The organism is Manganibacter manganicus, assembly GCF_002075885.1.
Taxonomy (GTDB): Bacteria; Pseudomonadota; Alphaproteobacteria; order Rhizobiales; family Rhizobiaceae; genus Mesorhizobium; species Mesorhizobium manganicum.
The window spans coordinates 1-7,383 of record NZ_MDET01000052.1 but is presented as its reverse complement, the minus strand read 5'-3'; the positions used below and the strand labels follow the sequence as shown (position 1 = coordinate 7,383).

Genomic DNA, 7,383 nt, shown 5'->3' with positions numbered 1-7,383 from the left:
ACGCATGAGTTCGGCCATTAGCGGCAGATCTCCGGGATTGACTGTAGATGCAGCTCCGAACGGAGAAATGTCATGGCGTCTCTGTTCCGGCAGCCGAAAGCTACAAAAAGGTTTCGCTCCATTCTGGGTGACACCGCTTGCGACTGGACGAGCGCTTGGCCTGTTGCCACCAGGTCCTACGTATGATTACCTTTAAGCGTTTTCAAACATCAGGAGGGCCCACGATGGCGGACAATTTCAAGACGGAGATGTGGTCCGTCTGAAGTCAGGAGGCCCCAACATGACTGTCGGCGATGCTACAGCTGCCTCGGGCTCCGTCTTGTGCCATTGGTTCAATCGTGAAGGCGAAACTTGGACCCCGCAACACGCCGGATACAAACGGGAACAACTGGAAATGGCGAACTTGGTTAGTCCCTCTCAGGCGTAACAAGCTTTCGCGCAAGCCGCGCCGCCGCAGGGGCGCCCAGCGCCGCTATCTATGCCCGGCGCCGGCGCCAATCTCCGCGATGAACTCGACGCCGGCAACATCGCGGCATCGGGCGCGCTTGGCAGCAAAAATCATCGGGTGTCGGTTCATGTCGTAAAGAACGTCTCCGATGACAGCGCCCAAGGTGATCGCAAGCTGGATGGATGACCTGCTCGTGAGCTCACCGCCTGCTTCGGCATCATCCTTGGGCAGGAACCGCGCTATCCGGCCGCACGGCCCGCGTAGCGGAGCCCGTCCTGCGGGATTGTCCGCTAAAACATGCCGCTGTTCGCCGGCAGGATCGGCCGGGCACCATTCGACGTCGGGAGCGACGCGGCCCCGGGAACAAGGATGTCACTGCGGCGCGCAAAGGCGGCAAATGTCGCGCGCACGGTTTCGGCATCGATCTCGCCGGCAAGCCCCGCCTTGCAGGCATTGAGCGCGACGGCATGCGCACCGTTGCGGCTGGCAGCGGGCCAGTCCTGGAGTAGCGCGTAGGCTTCCATTACCGTCTCAATCCGAACGGGCAAACCCATTCCGACCAAGACCGTCACGGGTTCTTCGAAGCGGACGTGAAGCATGGCTTTATCCTTTCTCGACAAGTGGGAGTGGTGCAACCGGCGACGGCGAAACGGAATTCGGAACGAACGACCACCTTGAACGCCGTTGCGCAGAACGTGATGCGGAATATTCGGGAGGTTCGTGCGGGAGAACGATCCGCGCATTGCTTACGAGCGCGGGTTCCTTGCTGGAAGAACTCCTGTCGAGGTTTGGCGCAGGCACGGACCAGTGTGCCTGCACCAGTGCCTCGAGCCAGGCCGTGACAGCGAGCGGCGGATGCTTCCGTCCGTTGAACCAAGTTTGCACTTCCGACGACGGGCAACCGAGTTCCTCGGCCAAGTCGTCTTCAGACCACCGGAGCATCTTCAGGCACTCCTTCAGGCGCCCCGTCATCATGCCCGCATCTCCTGCCGCTGGAAGACGACATAGGCGAGCGTGAACAGGATAAGCATCGCCGCGACGAGCCCGGAAATCTGCGGCCAAACGATCAGCAAGCTCTGCAAGGTAGGCAACGGAGCGCCGAGGACGGCGCCCTCAAGCTGATTGTAGAACAGCGGGCCGACCGAGCGCGCCGCCGGATCGAGAAGCAGCCCGGTAACCTCGCCGTAGAGCGTCTGCGGCGAGAAGCGCCCGATGGCCTGCTGCCACTCGAATTGAGTCAGGACCGACATCGGATCGAACGAATCGAACGGCGCGACAACCCCCGCTAGCAGCGACGCGATCATGCTCCAGAAGACGGTCAAGACCAGCCAGACCGATAGCGCGGCCAACGCCGAGGTAGCGGGCGAGCGGATGACCGTCGAAAAGGCGATAGCGAGCGCCAACCAGACTCCCGCATAGGCGAGCGTGGCGGCAAGCCAGAACACGCCGCGCACGATATCGGCGCCCGAAGGCGGCAGGCCGAGGAACAGGATGCCGAGCCCGGTCATGAGCAGCCAGAGCGTCAGCAGCGCGATCACGATAACCAGAAGGCCGCCAAGGAACTTCCCGAACAGCACGGCGTCGCGATAGATCGGTTGGGCAAGCAGCCGGCTCATGGTGCGGCGGTTGTATTCGCCGTTGATGGCGTCGAAACCGAGTGCGATCGCCACCAGTGGCAGCAGGAAGCCGAGGAAGGCGGCGAAGGACGGCAGCGGCTCGCGCGCCACCGTGAACAGTTTCAGGAACAGATAGGCGTCCTCGGCCGTGGTATCCCTGATCTGGCCGATGGCGCCATAGACCGCGCCGATGGCGGTCAACAGCACCAGCAGCATGATCAGATGCATGCGGGCGCTGGTCATGTGATCGGCAGCTTCCTTGAGGGCCACCGTACCGACACCACGGAGCGGAGAGCCTTCACGCCGCATCGGCGACCTCCCTGAAATAGCGGTTGTAGGCCTGGTCGAGGCGCGCACGGCGAAGATCAAGGTTCCTGAGTGACCCGCCGCCCTGCACGATGAGTCGGGCAAGGTCGGGACGGACGTCGCGTGTGGCCTCAACTTCCCAGCGGCCGACTTCGGCCGAACGGACGGACTTGACCCCATCGGTTGAGGACGCCGCCTTCTCCAAATCGATCCCGTCGGCCTCGACGTCGACGATAAAGGCGCCGCCGCCGATCCTGGCCGCCAGTTCATCGACCGTGCCGACGAATCCGATCCGGCCCTTATTGAAGAGGGCAACGCGGTGGCAGATCGACTGCACGACATCGAGCATGTGCGAGGAAAGCAGGATGGTCATGCCGTCCCGGCTGAGGCGCTGGATCAGGTCCAGCAATTCCTGCGTCGACTGCGGGTCGAGACCGGAAGTCGGTTCGTCGAGGATCGCGACGCGGCACTCGCGCATGAGCAGTTCGGCGATGCCCAGCCGCTGGCGCATCCCGCGCGAATAGGTGGCTACCGGTTGATCGGCAGCTTCGGCCAGTCGCACCTTGTCGAACGCGGCGGCGATCCGCTCCCTTGCAAGATCGCGGGACATGCCAGCCAGCCGCCCTGTATAAGCGAGGTTTTCACGTCCCGTCATGCTGTCGTAGAAGCCCACGGAGTCCGGCAGGTAGCCAACCTCGCGCTTGACCTCCAGCGGCTGGCGCAACGGGTCCCGGCCAAGGATGCGCACGGTGCCCTCGCTGGGCTCCGTCAGCCCGAGCAGCATGAGGATGGAGGTGGTCTTGCCAGCGCCGTTCGGACCAAGCAGGCCGATCACCTCGCCGGCCGAGACGGACAGATCGATGCCGGCCACGGCCACGGCGGCGCCGTAGCGCTTGGCGAGGCCCTTCGCCTCTATGACGGGGGTGCTGCTCATCGCCGTCCATACCTCATCACCGCGACGCCCAGCACCAGAACCGCCGCAGCGATGGCGCCGAGGCCGGCAACGCCCCAGAGCGTCGACGTCCTCACGGTGGTGCGGAACTGCACGTCCTCCGAAACCGGGCCTCCGGCGGCGCGCAGAGTTACCATGTAGTCACCGGCAACGGCCCGTTCGGACGGGGTGATCTTCACCGCGACCTCGCTGGTGCCGTTGGGAGCAATCTGCGCCACCTGCTTCGGCTCGAAGTCCACGTTCCAGCCGGAAGGTGGCGTGGCGGAAAGCTCCAGATCGGTCGCGGGCGCACTGCCGCTGTTGACCAGCGTGAAAGTGAAGCTCGTTTCCTTGCCCGCCTCCGCCTCGCCCGACAGCCGCTCCTGAGGTCCGACGATCTGGACCTGCGGCTCGCCTGTCACCTCGAGGCTGAGTTCCGTCGTGCCCGTCTGACCATTGCCCGACACCTGAAAGGCGACCGGATAGCGGCCGGCGGCCGTGGCGCGCGAGGGCACGACCTCGATGGTTATCGTCTCACTGGCGTCCGGTCCGATGGGCAGGCCGGTGATCTCTTCGGAGCCGTACCCCTTTTTGAAGCGCGTCTGGAACCCGGCGGGTACATCGGCGGCAAGGTTGAAGAGTGCTTCCTCCTCGCCTTCATTGGTCACCTGGACCTTGAAGGAGAAAGTCGAACGAGCCGTGCCCCGCAGCGCTGGGAGCTTGGGCTCCAGCTTGATGCCCGCGGCCTTGCTCTCTTCGGCGGACAGGCGCACCGTCAGCGGCAGTGTGACGGTCTCGGCGCCGGTGCGGGCGCGTACCTCGATCGGATGACCTCCAGCGGCGGCGGCGTCGGCGGGCGGCGTCAGTTCGAGCGTCAGCCTTTCGGTGGAATCCGGCGAGACGATCGCAGCCGTCACATCCTTGGGGACCATGAGGATTTGTGTGGCGGTGCCGTCCCTGGGGTAAAATCGGTATAGGGTGGGCGGTGATTTTCACCGAGGCCAGCCATCTTGAAACCACCGCGTCGGTCGAGCCGGCGTTCCGAGGGTGCCCAGACGCCGGACACGACGCCGACGGTCCTGCAATTCCGCATCTGGCTGAAGGGACTGAGCCCGATGGTTTGGCGGCGGGTGCAGGTGCCGGCGACCATGACCTTGCGCGAGTTTCACGGCGTTCTTCAGGTCGCGATGGGCTGGGAAGGCATCCATCTCTACCAGTTTGTCGTGCACACGGTCCGCTATGGCTCATGGGAATTGACTGCGGAACCGCCGGACATCGGACTTGACGCATTGAAGCTGCGCACCGGAAGCCGGTTCCTGTACGAATACGATCTCAATGTTCCGTGGGAGCATGAGGTGCGGCTGGAACATCAGTGCGCCGCCAAGCCGCAAATCCATTATCCCTGCTGCATCGGCGGTGCCGGAACTTGCCCGCCGGAGGATAGCGACGGGCCTGAGGCCTGGATCCTGCAGGAAGATGAAGCGCTCGGACTTGGACTGGATGAGGACCTCGCCAGTGCGCTGGAGTTCTTCGCGGACATCAGCGAGACCAGATCCTTCGCGATCCTCGATGATCCCGACCGGGCTGAGGAATTCCGGGAACTGCTTCTCCGCATCGACAGGCGCAACGCTCTTTTGGGCAGGACGTTCGAGCGGCAGACGGTGAACAAGCGCCTGCGGCAGGAGGAGCATCTCACCCTCATGCATCAGCAGATATGACTTCACCGTTTGAACCGCGATTGTTCGCCAGCAGATTGGCGGCGAGAAGGGCAACGTCGTCACCACGCTCATGCCGGATGCCGGAGAGCAACGACCGTGCCGCTGGCGCGGTGACCTGATCGAACTTTCGGCGCAGGGTCGCGGCGGTCGTTTCCGCATAGTGCCGTGTCGTGGTGATGTTTTCGTGGCCGAGGAAGCGCTGGACGTCGGTGATGTCCATGCCGAGCGCCAACAGCTTTGTCGCCATCGTGTGCCGCAAAAGATGCGGATAGACCCGCTTTGTGATCCCGGCCTTGCGAGCGACTTGCCGGACGATCTGACCGATGCGCTGGCGGCTGTAGGTATAGGGCAGCGATCCTTTGCCCCGTTCCCGGCTCTGGAACAGGGGGCCGGCACGCCTTGTGCCGATATGAAGCCGCAGCATCTGTGTCAGTTCCCGCCGGATGGGGACTTCCCGGTGCTTCGATCCCTTTCCGCGCACGACGACGATCACGCGCTCTGCCAGGCTGACATCCTCGATGCGCAGGCGGGTGAATTCGGAAACGCGCAAGCCGGTTTCCAAAAGGGTCTGAAGCAGCAGGCCCGTCGCGCCGCTCGCCTCGTAGGCCTGGTCAATGAAAGCCAGTTCTTCCTCGATCGTGAGCCGGTTGATTGACGTTCTCTTTTCCGGCGGCGCGGAAAGACCGGCCTGCGCGCGGGCCCGTTTGATCACCGCTTTGCTCTGCAGGTAGTCGATCCCTTCCCGGATCAGGATTGTGGCGACGGCGTTGGCGGCACGCTCGATCGAGGTCATGATGGTTTACCAGATGATTTTCGGATTGCTAACTGGTGAGAGATATCACCGTTGCCGGCGAAAGCGGAGGGCAGAAATACGCGGATCGGACGCGATGAGCTTTCCACTTCGCCCGTTCTGGAAAACCCGGCAAGGAGATGCAGCATGCAGGTTCGGATCGTCATGGAACTCATCGGTGACGACGGCGAGGAGATCGGTCGGGAGATCATCGCCGACATGACAAAGATCACAACGGGTGCGGAGGATCTCGGCCTATCGCTCGCCGAGGGCAAAGCCCTGCTTGCCGGGCTTCAGCAGAAGATGGTGGAGACGCAGGTGAACCTATGGCTAGCGGAAAACCGTGAGACGGACGGCCGCCGGTTGCGGCACAAGGGATACTATCCCGTCACCTTCCACACTCTGTTCGGCGATGTCCGGCTCAGGAGTCCGCGATACGCGCTGCCGGAAAGTGAAGGACGCAATGGGCCGGGCACGGTGTCGCCGTTGCGGCAACTGATCCCCGATCACATTGCACCCGAGCGGCTGTATCTCGAGACGCGCTGGGCTTCGCTCGTGCCATATGCCGCTGCAGCCGAGTTGTTGGCCGATGTGTTGCCGATCGACTGCGGGATCAACGCCACGACGGTGCGGCAGCATGCGCTGAAAACGGCTGCCCGAATTGAGCGGGAGCTGACGGAAGAGCGCGTCTCTTTCATGCAGGATTCGTGTCCGCAAGACTGGACGAACCTGCCCATTCCCGACGGCCGCATTGTCATTGGCCTTGATGGTGGCTACATCCGGGATCGTGACGACCGGAAGAAGAATTTCGAGCTGATCGTCGGCCGCTCCCTGCCCGAGGACGGTGAGCCGCGCTATATCGGCTTCGTTCATGGTTACGACCGCAAGCCGCAGCGCCGAATCCTCGACCATCTTAAAAAGCAGGGCGTGCAGGCCAATCAGGATATTACCTTCATCACCGACGGCGGCGAGGAAGTTCGCTCGCTCGCCGAAATGATCGCCCCGGCCAGCGAGCATGTCCTGGATTGGTTCCACATCACCATGCGCATCACTGTGCTTCGCCAGTTCGCCCAAGGCCTTCGCCATCATGACAAGGAAGCCGGCAACGGCCTGCTGGACATGCTGACCCGGATCAAATGGTATCTGTGGCATGGCAACACCTACCGGGCGCGTGAGGAGATCGATTGGCTGCTCGACGATGCCGAAGCCACGGAAACCGACTACCCGAACATGAAAAAGTTTCTGACAGTGATTGGCGAATTCCGATTCTATATCGGATCAAACCACGCCAGCCTGATCAACTATGGCGAACGCTACCGGTCCGGAGAGCGGATATCATCCGCTTTCGTCGAGGCGACCGTCAACGCCGTTGTCAGCAAGCGTTTCGCCAAGAAGCAGCAGATGCAATGGAGCCGGACAGGCGCGCATCTTCTGCTGCAAACGCGAACGCAGACCCTCGACGGCTCGCTACGGTCGACCTTCGAGAAGTGGTATCCTGGCATGGCAAACGATAATCACCGAAATTCCGACAACCAGTCCGCAGCGTAGCTGCCACACAAATCCTCATGGTCCCC

General features: G+C 62.7%; 9 protein-coding genes. 4 read left to right on the top strand and 5 right to left on the bottom strand.

Annotation, left to right across the window (positions count from 1 at the left end; genetic code table 11):
* The first annotated feature begins 280 nt into the window (after positions 1-280).
* The gene (locus BFN67_RS20440; protein WP_080920626.1) at positions 281-427 is read left to right on the top strand and encodes a hypothetical protein; all 147 of its coding nucleotides are present in this window, start codon (positions 281-283) and stop codon (positions 425-427) included.
* A gap of 51 nt (positions 428-478) precedes the next feature.
* Positions 479-634 (top strand): hypothetical protein, encoded by a 156-nt coding sequence (locus tag BFN67_RS24410; RefSeq protein WP_158083549.1) that lies wholly within the window; start codon positions 479-481, stop codon positions 632-634.
* Between the two features lie 104 nt (positions 635-738).
* Here BFN67_RS24410 and BFN67_RS20435 read toward each other — a convergent pair whose 3' ends face one another.
* The 4 genes from BFN67_RS20435 to BFN67_RS20415 all read right to left on the bottom strand — a co-directional run bounded on the left by BFN67_RS20435 (position 739) and on the right by BFN67_RS20415 (position 4,233).
* Positions 739-1,047: a DUF982 domain-containing protein gene (locus BFN67_RS20435; RefSeq protein ID WP_080921319.1), complete on the bottom strand. Its 309-nt coding sequence runs from the start codon at positions 1,045-1,047 to the stop codon at positions 739-741.
* Positions 1,048-1,419: 372 nt separating this feature from the next.
* The gene (locus BFN67_RS20425; protein ID WP_080921317.1) at positions 1,420-2,373 is read right to left on the bottom strand and encodes an ABC transporter permease; all 954 of its coding nucleotides are present in this window, start codon (positions 2,371-2,373) and stop codon (positions 1,420-1,422) included.
* The gene (locus BFN67_RS20420; RefSeq protein WP_080921316.1) at positions 2,363-3,304 is read right to left on the bottom strand and encodes an ABC transporter ATP-binding protein; all 942 of its coding nucleotides are present in this window, start codon (positions 3,302-3,304) and stop codon (positions 2,363-2,365) included. Before BFN67_RS20420 ends, BFN67_RS20425 begins: the two co-directional genes overlap by 11 nt.
* Entirely contained in the window at positions 3,301-4,233 is a 933-nt protein-coding gene (locus BFN67_RS20415; protein ID WP_080921315.1) for a COG1470 family protein, read from the bottom strand. The genes BFN67_RS20420 and BFN67_RS20415 overlap by 4 nt, the downstream gene beginning before the upstream one ends.
* A gap of 78 nt (positions 4,234-4,311) precedes the next feature.
* Between BFN67_RS20415 and BFN67_RS20410 the strand changes: the two genes are divergently transcribed.
* Complete coding sequence (locus tag BFN67_RS20410) at positions 4,312-5,019, top strand: plasmid pRiA4b ORF-3 family protein (protein WP_245295193.1); 708 nt, start codon at positions 4,312-4,314, stop codon at positions 5,017-5,019.
* Here the strand turns inward: BFN67_RS20410 and BFN67_RS20405 are convergent.
* Positions 5,000-5,812: a tyrosine-type recombinase/integrase gene (locus tag BFN67_RS20405; RefSeq protein WP_080919176.1), complete on the bottom strand. Its 813-nt coding sequence runs from the start codon at positions 5,810-5,812 to the stop codon at positions 5,000-5,002. The genes BFN67_RS20410 and BFN67_RS20405 overlap by 20 nt on opposite strands.
* A gap of 144 nt (positions 5,813-5,956) precedes the next feature.
* Between BFN67_RS20405 and BFN67_RS20400 the strand changes: the two genes are divergently transcribed.
* Entirely contained in the window at positions 5,957-7,357 is a 1,401-nt protein-coding gene (locus BFN67_RS20400) for an ISKra4 family transposase (protein WP_080919177.1), read from the top strand.
* The last annotated feature ends 26 nt before the right edge of the window (positions 7,358-7,383 follow it).

Bases quoted from the DNA above. Each gene is read 5' to 3' on its own strand.
- BFN67_RS20400 (WP_080919177.1), top strand. From the start codon at position 5,957: ATGCAGGTTCGGATCGTCATGGAACTCATCGGTGACGACGGCGAGGAG.
- BFN67_RS20415 (WP_080921315.1), bottom strand. From the start codon at position 4,233: ATGGTCCCCAAGGATGTGACGGCTGCGATCGTCTCGCCGGATTCCACC.
- BFN67_RS24410 (WP_158083549.1), top strand. From the start codon at position 479: ATGCCCGGCGCCGGCGCCAATCTCCGCGATGAACTCGACGCCGGCAAC.
- BFN67_RS20425 (WP_080921317.1), bottom strand. From the start codon at position 2,373: ATGCGGCGTGAAGGCTCTCCGCTCCGTGGTGTCGGTACGGTGGCCCTC.
- BFN67_RS20420 (WP_080921316.1), bottom strand. From the start codon at position 3,304: ATGAGCAGCACCCCCGTCATAGAGGCGAAGGGCCTCGCCAAGCGCTAC.
- BFN67_RS20435 (WP_080921319.1), bottom strand. From the start codon at position 1,047: ATGCTTCACGTCCGCTTCGAAGAACCCGTGACGGTCTTGGTCGGAATG.
- BFN67_RS20405 (WP_080919176.1), bottom strand. From the start codon at position 5,812: ATGACCTCGATCGAGCGTGCCGCCAACGCCGTCGCCACAATCCTGATC.
- BFN67_RS20440 (WP_080920626.1), top strand. From the start codon at position 281: ATGACTGTCGGCGATGCTACAGCTGCCTCGGGCTCCGTCTTGTGCCAT.